The sequence below is a fragment of the Allomuricauda sp. ARW1Y1 genome, assembly GCF_013407935.1.
Lineage (GTDB): Bacteria > Bacteroidota > Bacteroidia > Flavobacteriales > Flavobacteriaceae > Flagellimonas.
The window spans coordinates 188,010-204,924 of record NZ_JACBZU010000004.1; the positions used below are offsets into that span (position 1 = coordinate 188,010).

At 44.9% G+C, this 16,915-nt stretch carries 17 protein-coding genes; 8 read left to right on the plus strand and 9 right to left on the minus strand.

Features of this window, described 5'->3' with window-relative positions:
- Positions 1 to 21: 21 nt before the first annotated feature.
- Both kynU and GGE08_RS12100 read right to left on the minus strand, forming a co-directional pair.
- Positions 22 to 1,290: a kynureninase gene (kynU, locus tag GGE08_RS12095; protein ID WP_179385146.1), complete on the minus strand. Its 1,269-nt coding sequence runs from the start codon at positions 1,288 to 1,290 to the stop codon at positions 22 to 24.
- A gap of 58 nt (positions 1,291 to 1,348) precedes the next feature.
- On the minus strand, positions 1,349 to 1,813 hold the full coding sequence (locus GGE08_RS12100; protein WP_179385147.1) for a GNAT family N-acetyltransferase: 465 nt from the start codon (positions 1,811 to 1,813) through the stop codon (positions 1,349 to 1,351).
- Positions 1,814 to 1,878: 65 nt separating this feature from the next.
- On the opposite strand from GGE08_RS12100, the gene GGE08_RS12105 reads away from it, so the two are divergent.
- On the plus strand, positions 1,879 to 2,520 hold the full coding sequence (locus tag GGE08_RS12105; protein WP_179385148.1) for an O-methyltransferase: 642 nt from the start codon (positions 1,879 to 1,881) through the stop codon (positions 2,518 to 2,520).
- Here GGE08_RS12105 and GGE08_RS12110 read toward each other — a convergent pair.
- The 6 genes from GGE08_RS12110 to GGE08_RS12135 form a co-directional block, all read right to left on the minus strand.
- Positions 2,486 to 3,058 carry a phosphatase PAP2 family protein gene (locus tag GGE08_RS12110; protein WP_179385149.1) on the minus strand — a complete coding sequence of 191 codons (573 nt, stop codon included), beginning with the start codon at positions 3,056 to 3,058 and terminating at the stop codon, positions 2,486 to 2,488. The genes GGE08_RS12105 and GGE08_RS12110 overlap by 35 nt on opposite strands.
- Positions 3,059 to 3,064: 6 nt before the next feature.
- Positions 3,065 to 3,337, minus strand: coding sequence for a twin-arginine translocase TatA/TatE family subunit (locus GGE08_RS12115; protein WP_179385150.1), 273 nt, complete (start codon positions 3,335 to 3,337; stop codon positions 3,065 to 3,067).
- Positions 3,338 to 3,420: 83 nt separating this feature from the next.
- Positions 3,421 to 5,736, minus strand: a complete 2,316-nt coding sequence (locus GGE08_RS12120) for a M1 family metallopeptidase (RefSeq protein ID WP_179385151.1) — start codon at positions 5,734 to 5,736, stop codon at positions 3,421 to 3,423.
- 60 nt (positions 5,737 to 5,796) lie between these two features.
- Positions 5,797 to 6,276 (minus strand): DUF6702 family protein, encoded by a 480-nt coding sequence (locus GGE08_RS12125; protein ID WP_257024024.1) that lies wholly within the window; start codon positions 6,274 to 6,276, stop codon positions 5,797 to 5,799.
- 341 nt (positions 6,277 to 6,617) lie between these two features.
- Positions 6,618 to 7,427 (minus strand): carboxypeptidase-like regulatory domain-containing protein, encoded by an 810-nt coding sequence (locus tag GGE08_RS12130; protein ID WP_179385153.1) that lies wholly within the window; start codon positions 7,425 to 7,427, stop codon positions 6,618 to 6,620.
- Positions 7,424 to 8,164: a carboxypeptidase-like regulatory domain-containing protein gene (locus tag GGE08_RS12135; RefSeq protein ID WP_179385154.1), complete on the minus strand. Its 741-nt coding sequence runs from the start codon at positions 8,162 to 8,164 to the stop codon at positions 7,424 to 7,426. The genes GGE08_RS12130 and GGE08_RS12135 overlap by 4 nt, the downstream gene beginning before the upstream one ends.
- Before the next feature lie 214 nt (positions 8,165 to 8,378).
- Between GGE08_RS12135 and GGE08_RS12140 the strand changes: the two genes are divergently transcribed.
- From GGE08_RS12140 to GGE08_RS16190, 5 genes are all read left to right on the plus strand, one after another.
- Entirely contained in the window at positions 8,379 to 10,739 is a 2,361-nt protein-coding gene (locus GGE08_RS12140; protein WP_179385155.1) for a hypothetical protein, read from the plus strand.
- 2 nt (positions 10,740 to 10,741) lie between these two features.
- Positions 10,742 to 11,908, plus strand: coding sequence for a gliding motility-associated C-terminal domain-containing protein (locus GGE08_RS12145; RefSeq protein WP_179385156.1), 1,167 nt, complete (start codon positions 10,742 to 10,744; stop codon positions 11,906 to 11,908).
- A 67-nt stretch (positions 11,909 to 11,975) separates the two neighbouring features.
- On the plus strand, positions 11,976 to 12,710 hold the full coding sequence (locus GGE08_RS12150) for a M15 family metallopeptidase (RefSeq protein WP_179385157.1): 735 nt from the start codon (positions 11,976 to 11,978) through the stop codon (positions 12,708 to 12,710).
- A gap of 39 nt (positions 12,711 to 12,749) precedes the next feature.
- A complete protein-coding gene (locus GGE08_RS12155; protein ID WP_179385158.1) occupies positions 12,750 to 13,514 on the plus strand; it encodes a M48 family metalloprotease in 765 nt (254 codons plus the stop codon).
- A gap of 114 nt (positions 13,515 to 13,628) precedes the next feature.
- Positions 13,629 to 13,796 carry a DUF6747 family protein gene (locus GGE08_RS16190; RefSeq protein WP_306456993.1) on the plus strand — a complete coding sequence of 56 codons (168 nt, stop codon included), beginning with the start codon at positions 13,629 to 13,631 and terminating at the stop codon, positions 13,794 to 13,796.
- 105 nt (positions 13,797 to 13,901) lie between these two features.
- On the opposite strand, the gene GGE08_RS12160 is transcribed toward GGE08_RS16190, so the two are convergent.
- Positions 13,902 to 14,294 carry an ankyrin repeat domain-containing protein gene (locus GGE08_RS12160; protein WP_179385159.1) on the minus strand — a complete coding sequence of 131 codons (393 nt, stop codon included), beginning with the start codon at positions 14,292 to 14,294 and terminating at the stop codon, positions 13,902 to 13,904.
- Between the two features lie 207 nt (positions 14,295 to 14,501).
- On the opposite strand from GGE08_RS12160, the gene gpmI reads away from it, so the two are divergent.
- Both gpmI and map read left to right on the plus strand, forming a co-directional pair.
- Positions 14,502 to 16,019, plus strand: a complete 1,518-nt coding sequence (gene gpmI / locus GGE08_RS12165; RefSeq protein WP_179385160.1) for a 2,3-bisphosphoglycerate-independent phosphoglycerate mutase — start codon at positions 14,502 to 14,504, stop codon at positions 16,017 to 16,019.
- 43 nt (positions 16,020 to 16,062) lie between these two features.
- A complete protein-coding gene (gene map, locus GGE08_RS12170; RefSeq protein WP_179385161.1) occupies positions 16,063 to 16,881 on the plus strand; it encodes a type I methionyl aminopeptidase in 819 nt (272 codons plus the stop codon).
- The last annotated feature ends 34 nt before the right edge of the window (positions 16,882 to 16,915 follow it).

The window sequence follows — 16,915 nt, forward strand, 5'->3', positions numbered from 1 at the left end:
GGATTCATGTAGTGCTACATCTTATTTACGTTGTATGCCCGCTTTTAATATCTGTCCAAAACGGTACATATCTTCGTAGGAGCAATAAAATGGTGCAGGTGCCAATCGAATCACATTGGGTTCCCTCCAATCCGTGATGACACCGTTCTTCATCAAATAATCAAAAAGGGACCTGCCCTCTCCATGCAAAAACACTGAAAGCTGGCACCCTCTATCTTGGGGCGTGATAATCTCGAAGGTACTATCCACCTCTTTATCGATTTCGTGCAGTACAAACTCCAAATAGGCCACAATGGTCTTTTGTTTTTCGATAAGCGCATCCATACCCACTTCATCAAAAAGCTCCAAGGAGGCCAAGTAGGGCGCTACGGAAAGTATGGGCGGATTGCTCAACTGCCATGCGTCGGCACTCTCAATGGGGTCAAACTCGGGCTTCATCAAAAAACGGGTCTCCTTTTTGTTACCCCACCAGCCTTCAAAACGGGGAATATCCTCTTTCCCCAAGTGGGTTTCATGTATAAAAATACCTGATGCGTTCCCAGGCCCGCTGTTCATATACTTGTAGCTGCACCATGCGGCAAAATCGGCACCCCAATCATGCAAATGCAATTTGATATTTCCCACACCATGGGCCAAATCCCAGCCTACAAAGGCGCCAACACCCTTTCCTGCCTTGGTGATTGCCTCCATATCCAACACCTGGCCATTGTAATAATTCACACCACCCATCAACACCAAGGCCAGCTCATCGCCCACCTCTTGGATTTTTTGGATGATATCCTCCGTCCGCCAAGCATGTTCACCTTCCCGCTTTTTAACCTCAACTATGGTTTCTTTTGGATCCAATCCATGAAAACGCACCTGACTTTGGAGCATGTATTGGTCGGATGGAAAGGCTTTCTCCTCACAAATTATCTTGAATCGCTTAGCCGTGGGCCTGTAAAAGGAAACCATCAATAAATGAAGGTTTACAGTGAGCGTGTTCATCACCGAAATCTCTTTGGGTTTGGCTCCCACCACCTTACCTAATCCTTCGGCAAGCCGCTCGTGGTAATCCCACCAAGGTTTATCGGCATAAAAATGTCCTTCCACGGCGAGTTCCCGCCAATCCTTCATCACCTCGTCCACAAACCGTTGGGTTCGTTTGGGTTGCAGCCCAAGGGAATTCCCGGTAAAATAAATCACATCCTTTCCGTTGACCTGAGGGTAGTGGAACTCATTTCGGTACGGGGCCAAGGCATCGGAAGCGTCTAATTGTTTGGCGAATTCAAGTGTATTTTGGAACGTCATTTTTCTTTTGGTTTGTCCCAAAAATACAACTTGTGGGGGTAATGTGGCGAAAAGAAAACTATTCCAACCGCATTTCGATGATGTGTTTTTTAAAGCCCACCTTTTCGTAGGCTTTAATGGCCGAAATATTGTCATTGTAAACGGTAAGCCGTATCTCCTGAAACCCTTTGGCATGCGACCATTGTTTGAGCTCTTCCACGATTTGAGCATTGATCCCCCTACCGCGATAGGCTACATCGGTATACATAAAACCCAAATAAGCGTACCATTCATGATCGAGGTAATGCCTGGCCCGTTTGGGAATGGCATAGCCTGAAGCGACTATCTTCCCTTCAACTTCGGCTACCACCACATGGGATTCGCTATCTTGAATCATAGCACCAATATCGTAGTAATTGATGTTTCCACTTTTTATGGTCACATCGAAGGGGCGTTCCGCCTTAATGATTTCTTGTTCAAAATTGAGCAGTACGGTGAGGTCGTCCATAGTCGCCGCCCGAACCGTTACCTTTGGTAATGTCATGAAGTTGTTTTGTTTAATAGGTACACCAATGTAGTTGTTTTCCCTATTTTTGCGAAAAATATCACATGCATTTCCTATCACCCATATTGGAAACATATATTGCCAACCATTCGGAGGACGAACCGGAATTGTTACAGGAACTCACCCGTGAAACCCATTTAAAGGTAATCCAGCCCAGAATGATTACGGGACATTTTCAAGGGAGGGTCTTGAGTATGTTGTCCAAAATCATCCACCCAAAGTACATTTTGGAAATCGGGACCTATACGGGCTATTCGGCGCTTTGTTTGGCGGAGGGGCTTCAAAAAGATGGGGAATTGCACACCATTGAGGTCAACGAAGAACTCCATCCCATGCAGCGGAGATATTTTGATAAAAGCGGGCATGGCTCCCAAATCCATCAACATATTGGGGATGCACTGGACATTATTCCCAGCTTGCCCCAAACTTTTGACCTTGTTTTTATTGATGCACAAAAGGTCAACTACGATGCCTATTTTGAGGCGGTCATCCAAAAAACAAGACCGGGCAGCATTATTCTTTCGGACAACGTACTCTGGTCGGGAAAGGTGGTGGAACCGTTGCAAAAATCGGACAAGGCCACGGAAGCTTTACTGGCTTACAATCAAAAATTAAAAGAGGATAAAAGGGTGGAGACCGTTCTTTTGCCCATTAGGGACGGACTGACCTTGAGCCGGGTGCTATAAATCGTTCGTACAGCACATAAAACAACCAGCCAGACAATAGTCCAACCAGCATTCCAACCAAAATATCGATGGGAAAGTGTACCCCGACATAAATTCGGCTCATCGCAAAAAGTATGGGCCAGATAAAAAATAAAATCGCCCATTTTACTTTGTGCCTCAGGAAGAGGAACACCAACATGGTAATCGAAAACGAACTGGAGGCATGTCCAGAGAAAAAACTATAATCCGTGGGTGTTTTTAGTATTCGGATAAGGGTATTGATTTCTTCCGTATTGTTGGGACGTAGCCGCGCTACCGAAATTTTGGTGACATGTGTTATCAATCCGATGAAAACGGCGAGACCCAAAACCATCAGAAACCTATACCAAGCTTCCTTTTTGGGGAACTTCAGAAAAAATAACGCTACAAATAACAGAAAAAGGGGAATCCAAGTGGTGAATTGGGTGACCGTGGACCAGAAAACATCGTATTGTTCTATGCCCAGCCCATTGAGATAAATAAAAGTGTCCCTATCCCATTTGAGCAGTCTTTCCCACATGGATATTTATTTATTGAGATCTCGTTTGATGGAACCGGAAACTTCGTTCACATTCTTCTTGACATCGTCAATTTCCTTTCGGATATTCTTGGTAAAGTCGGTATCCACGTCGGCGCTTTTTTGGATTTCGCGCTTAATATCGTCGGTGGCATCCCTGAGTTGGCGCATTCCTTTGCCGAGCCCCCTGGCTATTCCAGGGATTTTATCCGCACCAAACACCATCACCACTACAAATAGGATGAAAAATATCTCGGCTCCGCTGATGAATAAAAATTGCATGGCACAAATATAATCAGATCTTAGGTTCAAAATAAAAAAAGCCCCGTGAAATCACGGGGCTCTTAACATAGTTTTTTGGAGTCTTATTTTCCTTTGATGTTCTCCTTGAACTTATCAAAGTCGGACTTCTCTTCTTTCTTAGGCCATGAGTTGTTGGTGGTATCGATATCGGCAGTCTCCAATTTGGGGTCTACCACAATTCCTACAATCTCCTTTTGGGTGGCCATTACTCTTTTCACCTCAGCATCGTTCTTTCTCCAGATTTCTGGTGGATAGGTTACGCTTTCGGTGGTGCCATCTGCGTAGGTATACTCCACGATCAATGGCATCGGGATACCTCCTGGCTTATCAAAAGTGATTTCGTAGAAATACTTAGGCTCTTTTACCTGAGACCTTTCGGCTTCGGTCATATTGTCCATCATAAATGCCTTCAAGTTTTGGGAAGTCTCTGTTGGGGACTTTCCTTTCAGTTCAGGCTCAAAGTCCTCGCTGTCTTCCTCGGCCAAGTACACCAATGGTGGTAGGTCGGCTTCGGTAAGATTTCTATCGGCCATATATTTTTCCATTTCCTTGGTAGGCTTGTTGGATACATAGTACTTTTTAACGCCCTTCACGCCAATGTCTACATAATCAGTGGTGTAGAACCATCCTCTCCAGAACCAATCCAAATCCACTGCAGATGCATCTTCCATGGTGCGGAAGAAATCCTCAGGGGTTGGGTGCTTGAACATCCAACGTTGCGCATAGGTTTTAAAGGCATGGTCAAAAAGCTCCTTGCCCATTACGGTCTCCCTAAGAATGTTAAGGGCCGTAGCTGGCTTGGCATAGGCATTTGGACCAAGCTGGTACACGTTCTCCGGATTGGACATGATGGGGGAAATATAACTTTGGTCTCCTGCCATGTAGGGAACAATCTTGGATGGCTCCCCTCTTCGGGACGGGTATTTTTCGTTTGGAGCGATAACATCAGGATAGTTTTCACCAAATTCTTGCTCGGCCAAATACTGCATGAAGGTATCCAATCCTTCGTCCATCCAACCCCACTGACGCTCATCGGAATTGACGATCATTGGGAAGAAGTTGTGTCCTACTTCATGGATAATCACACTGATCATCCCATACTTTACCCTATCGGAATAGGTACCATCCTCGTTAGGACGACCATAGTTCCAACAAATCATTGGGTATTCCATTCCTTGGTTCTTGGCATGAACGGATATGGCTTTATGGTATGGATAATCAAAGGTGTGTTTTGAATAGGTCTTTAGGGTCTGTGCCACGGCTTTTGTAGACTGCTCTTCCCAAAGGGGATTTCCTTCTTTGGGGTAAAGCGATACGGCCATCACATCCTTATTTCCTATTTTGACGGCCTGCATGTCCCAGATAAATTTTCTGGAGGTAGCAAAGGCGTAGTCCCTTACATTGGTTGCCTTAAACTTCCAAGTCTTGGTATCGTTGGAAAATCCTTTTTCGGCAGCTTCGGCCTCTTCTTGGGTTACAATGAGCACAGGCTTGTCGTACGACTTGGTAGCTTGCTTGTAACGCTTCATCATTTCTTTGGAGAAAACTTCGTCACGGTTCTGAAGTTCCCCTGTGGCATCCAGCACGTGGTCGGCAGGTACCGTGATACTTACCTCGTAGTTACCAAAAGGCAAAGCGAACTCGCCGCTTCCCCAGAACTGGTGGTTTTGCCATCCTTCGACATCGCTGTAAACCGCCATTCTTGGAAAGAACTGGGCGATCACATACGCACGGTTTCCGTCTTTTGGGAAATATTCATATCCCGAACGTGCTCTGTTTACAGTGTGGTCTGGAATGTTGTACCACCATTTGATGGAAAATGAAATCTTCTCACCGCTTTTTAAAGCCTGCGGAATGTTCACTCGCATCATGGTTTGGTTGATGGTGTACGACAATGGTTTGCCATTGGCATCGGTTACGGATTCGATATTGAAACCGCCATCAAAAGGTTCACTGATATAGGTTTGCGCAAAATTGTCGGCGGTGTAGGCAATGTTCACACCGTTTCCATCACGCAATGGGGATTTGGAATCCTTGGCACGTACATTTTGGTCCAACTGCACCCAAAGAAACTCTAGGTCGTCTGGCGAATTGTTATGATAGGTAATGGTTTCCTCTCCGCTGATTCTCGCGTTCTTGTCGTCCAATTGGATGTCCATTACATAATCGGCCTGCTGCTGGTAATAATCGGGACCTGGTGCCCCGGAGGCGGACCGATAGGTGTTGGGAGTTGAAAACTCCTCATACAATTGTTTGAATTTACTCTGGTTGTAATGACCGGGCTCCCGTTCCTGTTTCACTTCGCCCTCTTCTTGCGCCATGACCATGGCACCAAAAAGGAACAACACGGAAGCAAAGCAATACTTAAATCTGTTCATTTTCTATCTGATTTTATAAGGGTGAAAAATAACTAATTTTAACCAATTGTTAAGAATAGGTTATAAGTTTAACATTCCTTTATTGTTTTCCCGAATGAGCACAAAACTTTTTTTGTTTTTCTTCCATTTGACATGCACGATGTTCTTTTGCTCATCGAACAGATCGGTAAGGATTTCGTTCTGTACGGACATGGTTTTGGTTTCCGATAAATTGACATTGGAAATTTCCAAATAGCAGATTACGACATCGGTGTCGTACCGCTTTCCAAGAAAAGTATAATTGGCAGGTTCCCCGTCGAGTTCCACCAAAAATTTTGTCCTGAAGTATTTTTCGATATACTCATCTGCCACCTTGGATTCATTCGGTGTCGCCAATTTGGCTTCAATTCCATAGCGTTCCTTAAGAAGTTTATCCAAATCATCAATAAATATCCGGCTTGTAATCTGAAAGGCGGCATCATCCTCGGAATAGTTAATATTGGTAACGCTGACGTAGAATTTATGGGCTATTGCAAAAGATACCATTAGAAAAAGTACCATAGGAAGCAATACCATTTTTGATTTCTTGAATTTCATCATCGTATCATAATCTTTAATTGGGAAACAATGTTACGGTTTTATGCTAGCTAACGCAATTAACTTGCCAAATTCGTTTAGATATCAGAATTGAGATTTTAGATGTTAGATATTTTATTGCTGACTCCCGACTTTTGACTTTTGACTCCAACAAAGATTTCTCTACTGCCCCTTCGACTGCGCTCAAGGTGAGGGCTCGAAATGACAAGAACCCTATTGGTGCTAATTCGTGAAATTCGTGTCAACTCCCAACTCCCAACACGAAACCCATAACTCCTAACTTACCACTCCCGACTCCTAAAAAATCAATCCAAATCATTGTTCTCCCGATATGCCCTGCTTTTCCGAATCATGATATCCAAAATTTGCAGTTTGTCCTCGGAAGCTATCGCATTTTGAAATGCTTCGTCCACTTCGCAGAAATACATGAAATCGTCAATGCGCTCCATGGGAATCTTCAAAGTGGTCAAAAACAGGGAATCTCCATAAAATCCTTGCACTTCTTGGGTCTGGGCATAAGTTCTATCAATTTTTACCCGGTTCTTGAGCATTTTTGTACGTCCGGTGATGGCATTGATGATGGGATTCAGGCTCATACCCCCACCGGCTCCGCCAAGTCCACCCCCAGCGGTTACGCTCATGGCAGATGCTTCTTGCAGCTTTCGTTCGCTCTGTGTGGGTATCCGACGATGGGCATTGGGCAGATTCAATGCCTCGGCAGTCACATCTTTTTCCAGTACTACCCGGTCTATGTCCTTTGTGAGGTCTCCCGTAAGATTATAAGGGGTCACCACCACTTCTTTCAATTCGTTCACAAACTCCTGCATGGGAACCTCAACAAAGTTGGCATTGTACAGGGTTTCGGTGACAGGTACTATTTTTCTAAGAAAGTGTACGGCAGAGAACACCAAGGTATCGTTCACGCTGACCTCGATGGCAAAATTCCCGTCCAAATCGGTGATAACGGCGTTTTGGGTGCCTAGATTTTGGACCACAACCCCGACCACATCCTTATCTTCGCTGACCACTCTTCCCTGCAATACCTTTTCCTCACCAGATTGGGCAAAGACCCATTGGGTTACAAAAAACAATACCGCAAGCCAGCAGTTTTTCATTCTTCGTTCAAGGTTGCCAGATATTCTTTGCTCTGGGTCACTAGAAAATCGATCAACTGAAATTCGTTCTCCTTTTTAAGAAGCGTCTGTGAAGGTACCTTATCGTCGCAGTATAATAGAAAAGCATCTATTTTATCCTGTGGAAGTCGAAGATCTACGACAAAAAATTCATCATCGTATACTTGGCGAAGCACCTCGCTTACCTTTAAAGGCTCCCTTTCCTGTCCGCTCTCATCCTGCGACTTGAACAGCGCCTTGAAAATGTTCACGAAGTTGATACCATCCCGCATCCCTCGGGTAATCCGGGAATTGGCCACATTTTCTACCTCTGTGCCACGATCTATTTCGTATTCAAACTGTTTAAAGTCTTCGTTCTTGACCTCTAGGAAACGTTCTTGATTTTCTGGGGTAACAATCACCTCGTCCAACTCCTGCACCTTTTCGTCCACTTCGACCACCAAACGGTTATTCGCCAAAATTTCCGGGGTTACATCCACCACTTTGAGCTGATAGTTGATGGCGGTAAATACCAACTGATCACCTTCCTTCACTTCAATCATAAACTCACCGTTATCGTTGGTAATGGTCGCCCGCCCACTAGTGGAGTTGATAACATTCTCATTGGGCACGTTGGAACTCCTATACAGCACCTTTCCCCTCAGCATGGTGCGTGAATCCTGTGCTAAGCACCAGCCGCTCAGGAGCAAAGAGAACACTATCAAAAATGTATTTTTCATGTATACGTGTTTACTACAAGTTAAAGAAAAACCTTGACACCGATATAAAAAATTAAGTGGTTCTAAACTTTTGTTAATTCTGCGTTGCCAAATATAGGAAAGTGCTTTCCGTTCACCCGTAAATTTCGTGTTTGGACGGTATTTATGATAAAAATTGGAACATAAGTTTAGTTTTGCTTTTTACGTTTGGTGAAATCCTCAAATAACTAACACTGTGAAAACTTACATTGTCTATTTGGTCATTGGCCTAGTGGCGATCAACTCCCTGAGCGCGCAGGTAAAAATCGGTGACAACCCGCAGAACTTGAACCCCGCATCGTTATTGGAACTTCAAAGCTCCAATCGTGTTTTGGTCATTACCCGGGTTACCGATGCCCAAATGAGCGGTATTTCCCCACTGCCCGGTGCCGTGGTCTACAATACGGACCAAGGCTGTTTGCACTATTACAATGGAACGGAGTGGATCAATATCTGTGAGGAGTTGGACAATTCGTTTACCGTAAGTACAAGGGCTGATTCCCTTCAACAGGTGAATCCCAATGCAAGGGACAACACCATTGCCATTTTGGAGTCCATCAACCCAGATGGGAGCACCAATTATAATTTTGAGGTCAACCGAATTACGGGCGCGAACATTGTGGATACGTCCATCAACGGCTCCACCAAACTGCAAAACGAATCCGTGACCAACAACAAACTGGCCGAAAAGTCCGTAGGACTACGGAATTTGGCCGATGCCACCAATACTGGGGACCTGTTGATGTACAATGGAACAGCATGGAACTTTGTGAACCGTACCGACCTGCTGAACACCCAGTTGGACAGTATTGTGGGGAACGAGGTGATTGGTCCCACCGATGCCACTCTTCTTTTAAATGGTGCTGGAAGTCAAGCCGACCCGTTGACTTTGGATGTGGCCGAAGGCGGAATCACCGCTTTTGAGATTGCGACCGATGCAGTGACCACGGATGAAATTTTAAATGGCAACATACTTACAGAAGACATTTCGGATGATGCGGTGACCACCGTAAAGATTATTGACGGGGCGGTGACCAACGCCAAACTTGATAAAGCGAATATCCCTTTAAGCGGATTTGCTGCAGCCGCAGCGAATGTTGATTTGGGAAACAATAGGATTATTGATCTTGCTGACCCTGTGGATGCTTTGGATGCTGTGAACTTACAGTCTTTGAATGCGGCAATTTTGGCTTCTGAGTCTAATGATAATGATACCGATGCAATCAATGAGTTACAGGATTTAGACTTAGCCACAAATATTTTGACGCTTAGCAATCCAGCAACACCAGGAAATCAAGTCGATCTCAGTTCATATTTGGATAATACAGATGAACAGGACATTGATACAAATGGAAATCCAGGAAATATTCAAATTGATAACGGAAGCGTCCTGAATCTAAATGTAAATGATGCTGACTCAAGCCCGACAAATGAAATCAACACTCGTTTCGAGGTCGTGGGCACCAATCTTGAATTAGAGGATTCTAACGGAACGTTGCCTGTGCCACTTGCTGACATTGCTGCAGGGGTCAATACGGACAATCAAGACATCAATACGGACGGAACGCCAGGAAACATACAAATTGACAATGGAAGTGAGTTAACCCTCAATGTCGACGATGCCGACCCTAGCCCGACAAACGAAATCAACACTCGTTTCGAGGTCGTGGGCACAAATCTTGAATTAGAGGATTCTAACGGAACGTTGCCCGTACCTTTGGCTGATATTACCGCAGGGGTCAATACGGACAATCAAGATATCAATACGGACGGAACGCCAGGGAACATCCAAATTGACAATGGAAGTGAGTTAACCCTCAATGTCGACGATGGCGACCCTAGCCCGACAAATGAAATCAACACTCGTTTCGAGGTCGTGGGAACAAATCTTGAATTAGAGGATTCTAACGGAACGTTGCCCGTACCTTTGGCTGATATTACCGCAGGGGTCAATACGGACAATCAAGACATCAATACTGACGGAACTCCAGGGAACATACAAATTGACAATGGAAGTGAGTTAACCCTTAATGTGGAAGATGCTGATGCCGACCAGGAAAACGAACTCTCAGACCTGTTGCTCACGGGAACACTCCTCGAACTGACCAACCCTGCTGCAGGGGCCACAGGCGCAGACCTCTCCTCTTTAAATGAAACAGTTTCCGAAGGTGACGGAATTACAGTCATACAAACCGCAGAAGATTTTGTGGTTTCAGTCACCAATCCCGTTGTGGCCATGGGAAAAGTTAGCGCCGATGCTTTGACTGTAAATGCTACTGGAGTAGCAGCTGTCTCTGGTGTAACAAGGACTGGTCTTGGAAATTATTCTATCCTTTTTGATAATCCGAGACCTAATGGAGATTATATCATACAATTAACATTGCAGAATACAGCTCATAATGTATCTATCAATGTTACTGCTCAAAACCCTAATGGATTTGATGTAACAATTTCAGAAACGTTTATTGACAACATAACAACTCCTGGCACACCGACATTAGACTCAAACCCCATTGATGCAGAGTGGTTTTTTACAGTAACCGACTTTATTCCATAATTTTGAAACCCCTCCTCCACATAACCGTCCTTCTTTCCGTCTCGTTTACCTTGGCCCAGAGCGGGCTGTACAATAGTGGCAATTTTACGGTGCAAAACAATGCCCAAATAGGGTTGCATACCGATTTTATCAACGATGGCAATTTTGATCAGACCACCGGACTCGTCGGGTTTTATGGCAATAGGCCCATCATCGTTTCGGGAAGTATTCCCCCCACTCTTTGGGACACCGAGATTTTGATGAGCGGCAATGTCTTTTTGCAAAACACCCTGTTGGTACGCAACAATGTCAATTTTATTGATGGGGACTTTTTAAGCCCAACGAACATTTCGGCGGTAAACCTTAATTTTATGGACACCGGATTTTTTACCGGGGAAAGCGATGCCTCCAAGGTCACCGGCTTTGCAGCAATCACCAATCAGGATGTTTTTTCCTTTCCTGTGGGCGATTCAGCGCAGCTCAGACCACTGATCCTAAATTCCCAAGGCAATACACCCTTGGCGGTTTGCGCTTATTTTTTTGAGAATCCTTCCAATCCCGACACCATTTTACAGGGTTTCGATACCGAACAAAAAGTCAGGGATATTGGAACGGTATCGGACCGTGAATTTTGGATCATCCAAAGTGATGTGCCTGCACAGGTCACCATTTCGTGGAACAGCCGAAGCTCCTTGGCCACTATACCCAATGCTACACTGGAATCCATCATTGTGGTAGGCTGGAGCAAAGCGTCAAACCAATGGGTCATTATAGGAAATTCGGCCATCAGCGGAGACCTTGCACAAGGGTTTATCACCTCGCAAACCTTTGTTCCGAGCGATTATGCGGCCATTACCTTTGGTACCATTCCATTGCCCACGGATACTTTTGCAGTGGAAAACCCAACCCTTGGCAATTATTTTTTAAGTCCCAACGGGGATGGCATCAACGATTTTTTGGTCATCGATGGGATGGAAGAATCACCGAACAATAGCTTGCGCATCTTTAACCGCTTTGGTCAAAAGGTGTTTGAAAAGTTCAACTACATCAACGAATTTAATGGGGTATCCAACACGGGAAGTTTTGTGGTGAGCCAAGATGCTGGGCTACCCGAAGGTGTCTATTTTTACTTGGTTTCGTTGGACGACCTAGAGTTGCAGTACACGGGCTTCCTTTTTCTGGACAGATAGTCTGGGTCCTAAATATTTCAAAAGACGAATTAAAAATACTTCTTAACTTGGTGCAAAATTCGTTTTCATGAAAAGAAGAAACTTTATCAAAACCACCTCGGCTTCGGGATTGGCCTGTGCCCTCCCGCCTCTACTTCCCACGATTTTCGACCCAAATTATTCTGCAGAAGAGTTAATGGGGAAAGCCAAAATCGAGTTGTTTGGTGAAGGCATCAACCTTAGAAAAGAGGCTTATGAGTCCTTCTTGGAAATGAAAAAAGCTGCCTATTCGGATGGGTTTGACATCAAAATGGTATCCAGTTACCGCGATTTCTTCCGGCAGCGGACCATTTGGGAACGGAAATATCTGGCCTTTACCGAGGAAGATGGCATGACACCCTTGGATGCCATCGACAAAATTATAGAGTACTCCACCATTCCAGGTACGAGCAGGCATCATTGGGGTACGGATATCGACATTATTGATGGCTTCCCAGAAGTGTCCGGAGATGTACTTGAGGCCGACAAATTTGAGGCAGGCGGTCCTTTTGAAGGCTTAAAACAGTGGTTGGATGAAAATTCGACCAAATATGGGTTCTATCTGGTATACACCAACAATCCTAGACGAAGGGGCTTCAAATATGAGCCATGGCATTACAGCTACGCGCCTCTTTCCATTCCCATGCTCACCGAATACCGAAAGTTGAACATTCTGAAATTGCTCCAAAAAGAGGATTTCTTCGGTATCGAACACTTTACCAATAGGTTTGTGCGCACCTACATACAGGACAATATTTTGGACATCAACCCCGTATTGCTGTAACCGTTTTTTTGTATCTTCCGTTAGCTAGAACACTACACCATGAGAAGAGGAAGTTGGAGGATACGCATCCTTATCGGCTTGGCCATCGTAGCCTTTGCCTTTATTCGCCGCTGCAGCAACCAAGAGGAAAACCCCTATACCGGTAGAACGCAGAACATTGACATGACGGCAGAGCAAGAGATTGCCATAGGGTTACAAAGCGCACCCCAAATGGCACAACAGCACGGAGGGCTCTACCCCGATGAACAGCTACAAGCGTTGGTGGACGCCGTTGGCAACAAACTGGTAAACAACAGTGTGGCCCGTGAGACTCCCTACCAGTACGAATTCCATCTTTTGGCCGATGACAGCACCATTAATGCATTCGCACTTCCGGGCGGACAGATTTTTATCACTTACGCCCTTTTTTCCCAACTGAACGAACCACAACTAGCGGGCGTTTTGGGGCATGAGATAGGCCATGTACTGGGAAGGCATTCCGCCGAACGTATCGCTGAGAGCAGTTTTTGGCAGACCTTGGCCACGGGAGCCTCTGTTGGTGGAGACATGGGGAACCTGGTCGCTGGGATTGGGCAAAACACCTTATTGAAAAACGGGAGGGGAGACGAACTGGAAAGCGACGAACTGGGTGTCCTTTTTATGATTGAATCCGGGTACGACCCTACCGAGATGATCACCGTCATGGAAATCCTGAAATCGGCCGCAGGCCCAAACAGGGTGCCAGAGTTCCAAAGCACCCATCCCGACCCCGAAAACAGGATAGAAAAAATAAAAGAGGCCATCGAAAAATATTCCGGTCGATAGAATTGGCTGTTTATCGATAAAAAAGGCATTCTGTCTTTTATTCCTTATCTTTGATTAAACCCGAATCCTACCTACGTTCTCTTAATCTTTTTATGCGGTAAAAAGAGAGAACATATGGGAACACTAGTACACTTTAAAGATCTCTATTTAGAGGCGTTTGACGATTGCAAACCTAGCTTTGTCGTATATTTCTTGAAGGGATATTCGATATTTTGCGCGGTCATGTTGTTCATGGCCTTTTACGCATTTTTGTACAGAGCTTTTACAGGCTTTGAATTCTAAGCCGCGAGACACACTCTTTTGCAAGGACACTATAATTATGTAAAATGAGCAAAGGCCCCATCCGTTTGGATAGGGCCTTTTTCGTTCGACGAATAAACTCCTTTTCTATTTTTTCATAGCAGTTTCCAAAACAGACTGAGCTTCAGTTGCATTGGACATTTTTGCGTACTTCATGGCGGTCATCCCCCCATCGCAGCGCATTTTCAGGTTGGCCCCATTTTCAATGAGTACCTTCAAAACTTCCGCCTTGTTGTACCTGGCGGCATAATGGATAGGAGCCCTTCCCAAAGATTTTTGGTTGACATCCTCTCCCAGTTCAATAAACTTTTTTACAGTCTCTACATCTCCTTGCATCACCGCCTTGCAGAAAGCGCTGAGTTCATCGGGAGCTACCATTTCAAAGTTGACCGTGCTGTTAGTGGCTACAGGTTCGTTAGCAGTAATGCCGCTTAGGGCCAACATGGAAAATGCGGCCACTGTGAAAATTGTTTTTTTCATGATGAATGTTTTTGATTAATGAATTTACTTGTTATAAAAATAGACTTTCAAAAACCCGTCCTGTTACACGATTAACAGTTATATAACTAAATTTTAACTATCCTTCAATTTTAACATAAAATAATTAACAATTCCGCAATTATAATTTTAACAAAAAGCTAGGGCATCCAAGGAGATCATTTTACTTTTGTAGTACAACTTTCAACTATGAACAAAAAGGTTATTCTTATGATTTTGGATGGTTGGGGCAAATCTCCCGATCCAAATGTTTCGGCCATTGAAAAAGCAAACACACCATTCGTTGATTCACTCTATAAAAACTACCCAGATGCGGACTTGCTCACCGATGGCATGAACGTAGGGCTACCTGAAGGACAGATGGGAAACAGCGAAGTGGGGCACATGAATTTGGGAGCTGGACGTATCGTATATCAAGATCTGGCAAAAATCAACAAAGCCGTAAAAGAAGACACCTTAAAAAACGAACAGGTCCTTAAAGATGCATTCGACTATGCCAAAACCAACAACAAACCCGTCCACTTTTTGGGACTGGTGAGCGATGGTGGGGTGCATAGCCATATCGACCATTTAAAGGCTTTGATCACAGCTGCCGATGAAAGTGGGGTAGAGCACGCCTATATTCATGCCTTTACAGATGGCCGTGATGTAGATCCCAAAAGCGGAAAGGGCTTTTTGGTGGACTTGGACCAATTTTGCGCGGACAAAAAGACCCAACTGGCTTCTGTAATCGGAAGATACTACGCCATGGATCGTGACAAACGATGGGAGCGGGTAAAAATGGCCTACGACGTGGTCGTAAACGCCGAAGGCGAAAAAACCCAGAATATTGGGGGAGCCATGCAAAAGAGCTATGATGAAGGGGTAACCGATGAATTTATCAAGCCCTTGGTCATAACCGATTCCAACAATGAACCGCTTGCCAAAATCAAGGATGGTGATGTCATCATTTTCTTTAATTTCAGGACTGATAGGGGCCGTGAGCTCACGCAGGCCCTGAGCCAGATGGATTTTCACGAGCAAAACATGCACAAATTGGACCTGTATTATGTGACCATGACCAATTATGACGAATCCTTTAAGGGCATCAAAATCATTTTCAACAAAGAGAACATTAAGGACACTCTCGGTGAAACCCTTGCCAAGCATGGCAAAAAGCAGATTCGAATAGCCGAGACAGAAAAATATCCGCACGTTACCTTCTTCTTTAATGGTGGACGCGAGGAGCCTTTCGAGGGCGAACAACGGATTCTTTGCCCGTCACCCAAGGTAGCCACATACGACCTTCAGCCAGAGATGAGCGCTTATGACATTCGGGATGCCATCATTCCCGAGCTCAAAAAAGGGGAAGCCGACTTTGTATGCCTCAATTTTGCGAATCCTGACATGGTAGGCCACACCGGGGTTATGGAAGCAGCCATCAAAGCGTGTGAAACGGTTGATGAATGCGCGAAGGACGTTATTACCGCCGGATTGGAAAACGGTTATTCCACCATTGTAATTGCCGACCACGGTAACTGCGACACCATGATCAATCCTGATGGCAGCCCCAATACGGCACATACCACCAATCCAGTTCCTCTAATTTTGGTGGACAAGGACATCAAAGAAGTACAGAATGGCGTTCTGGGGGATATTGCCCCAACCATACTAAAAATGTTGAACGTTCCGCAACCCGAAGCCATGACCCAAAAACCATTGGTTTAGGTCAAATACCTTTAAATCGATAGAATCAATTTATCTTTGCCGCATGATTAAAGTAAAAACAGCAGAGGAAATTGAATTGATGCGCGAAAGCGCATTGGTCGTATCCCGTACCTTGGGTATGTTGGCCAAAGAAATAAAGCCCGGTGCCAACCCCTTGAAGTTGGATAAAATGGCCGAGGACTTCATTCGGGAACAAGGAGCTGAACCTGGCTTTTTAGGGATGTACGATTTTCCGAACACGCTCAACTGGAGCCCCAATGCACAAGTAGTACATGGCATTCCGGGAAATGAACCCCTTAAGGATGGGGATATCATTTCTGTGGATTGTGGGTCCGTAAAAAATGGCTTTTATGGTGACCATGCCTATACATTTGAAGTGGGTGAAGTGGCCGAGGAAACCAAAAAACTGCTTAAAGTCACCAAAGAATCGCTTTACTTGGGAATAAGGGAATTCAAATTGGGGAACCGCGTAGGCGATGTGGCCTATGCTATTCAAAAATATACCGAAGACCACGGCTATGGGGTTGTCCGGGAATTGGTAGGTCATGGTTTGGGCCGTGAACTGCATGAAGACCCCCAAATGCCCAATTATGGAAAAAGAGGACGAGGTAAAAAGTTTGTCGACGGAATGGTAGTAGCCATAGAGCCCATGATCAATATGGGAACCAAGCGTATCAAGCAATTACGTGATGGTTGGACCATTTTGACTGCTGATGGCAAACCTAGCGCCCACTTTGAACACGATGTTGCCCTGATTGATGGAAAACCAGAACTGCTGTCCACTTTCCAATATATTTACGAAGCTTTGGGCATCACCAGTGATGAAGAGGATGAGTTTCGTAGTAAGAAGTTGGTGCTGTAGTGATCAGTAATCTTTATATTGACACGAATTTCAC

Coding starts and splice junctions, on each gene's coding strand:
- kynU (WP_179385146.1), bottom strand. CDS start 1,290: ATGACGTTCCAAAATACACTTGAATTCGCCAAACAATTAGACGCTTCC.
- GGE08_RS12100 (WP_179385147.1), bottom strand. CDS start 1,813: ATGACATTACCAAAGGTAACGGTTCGGGCGGCGACTATGGACGACCTC.
- GGE08_RS12105 (WP_179385148.1), top strand. CDS start 1,879: ATGCATTTCCTATCACCCATATTGGAAACATATATTGCCAACCATTCG.
- GGE08_RS12110 (WP_179385149.1), bottom strand. CDS start 3,058: ATGTGGGAAAGACTGCTCAAATGGGATAGGGACACTTTTATTTATCTC.
- GGE08_RS12115 (WP_179385150.1), bottom strand. CDS start 3,337: ATGCAATTTTTATTCATCAGCGGAGCCGAGATATTTTTCATCCTATTT.
- GGE08_RS12120 (WP_179385151.1), bottom strand. CDS start 5,736: ATGAACAGATTTAAGTATTGCTTTGCTTCCGTGTTGTTCCTTTTTGGT.
- GGE08_RS12125 (WP_257024024.1), bottom strand. CDS start 6,276: ATGGTACTTTTTCTAATGGTATCTTTTGCAATAGCCCATAAATTCTAC.
- GGE08_RS12130 (WP_179385153.1), bottom strand. CDS start 7,427: ATGAAAAACTGCTGGCTTGCGGTATTGTTTTTTGTAACCCAATGGGTC.
- GGE08_RS12135 (WP_179385154.1), bottom strand. CDS start 8,164: ATGAAAAATACATTTTTGATAGTGTTCTCTTTGCTCCTGAGCGGCTGG.
- GGE08_RS12150 (WP_179385157.1), top strand. CDS start 11,976: ATGAAAAGAAGAAACTTTATCAAAACCACCTCGGCTTCGGGATTGGCC.
- GGE08_RS12155 (WP_179385158.1), top strand. CDS start 12,750: ATGAGAAGAGGAAGTTGGAGGATACGCATCCTTATCGGCTTGGCCATC.
- GGE08_RS16190 (WP_306456993.1), top strand. CDS start 13,629: ATGGGAACACTAGTACACTTTAAAGATCTCTATTTAGAGGCGTTTGAC.
- GGE08_RS12160 (WP_179385159.1), bottom strand. CDS start 14,294: ATGAAAAAAACAATTTTCACAGTGGCCGCATTTTCCATGTTGGCCCTA.
- gpmI (WP_179385160.1), top strand. CDS start 14,502: ATGAACAAAAAGGTTATTCTTATGATTTTGGATGGTTGGGGCAAATCT.
- map (WP_179385161.1), top strand. CDS start 16,063: ATGATTAAAGTAAAAACAGCAGAGGAAATTGAATTGATGCGCGAAAGC.